This is a genomic window from Vibrio sp. 1078-1 (genome assembly GCF_033340475.1).
In genome coordinates this window covers 1-677 of sequence record NZ_JAWOWM010000396.1, presented here as the reverse complement: position 1 = coordinate 677, position 677 = coordinate 1, and the positions used below count along the sequence as shown (strand labels likewise).

Here is a 677-nt window from a genome sequence, read left to right as displayed (position 1 = left end):
TTCTTCACACCAACTTTCATCAATGTCGATACCAGCTGTTTTCATTGCATCAACATAGCCAAGCTTTCTGAGCAAACTATTGTGACGTAGGGATGGCCCGGTAATACAGGCAATGTTTTTATGGCCACCAGCGATTAAGTGCTCAACAGCGATACGACTTGCATGGTGGTGATTAAACGTAATGCAGCGCTCTTCAATCCCTTCGACATAACGATCGAGAAGCACAAAAGGCGTAGGAAGTTTTGCTAACTCACGTAGATCATCATCGGATAAATAGCGACTATGCAGAACATAGCCATCGCAACGAAGATCGTTGAAGCGCTGAATCGCTTCTTTCTCTCCTTCAGCAGAATGATGGCCTTGCGCAGTGATGAGAAACTTCTTATGAATGTCCAATTCCGTTTGCACTTGCTCCATCATTTCACCGAAAAATCCACCGGTGTAATAAGTCACCAACAAACCGACCATATTACTTGACGATGTTGCAAGAGAACGGGCGATCGCACTTGGACGGTAATTCAATTGCGCCATGGCTTGTTCTACTTTTTTTCTAGTTTCTTCACGAAACTTTCCTTCCCCATTAATGATGCGAGAAACGGTAGAACGATTTACACCGGCGAGTTCGGCGACATCTTTAAGCCTTGCCATAATGCTAATGAATCCAACTGCTAATAAAT

At 43.9% G+C, this 677-nt stretch carries 1 protein-coding gene; it reads right to left on the bottom strand.

The window, feature by feature from the left end:
- Positions 1–648: LacI family DNA-binding transcriptional regulator (locus R7190_RS27790; protein WP_318137919.1), on the bottom strand; the 648-nt coding region annotated here is incomplete at its 3' end.
- Positions 649–677 lie beyond the last annotated feature (29 nt).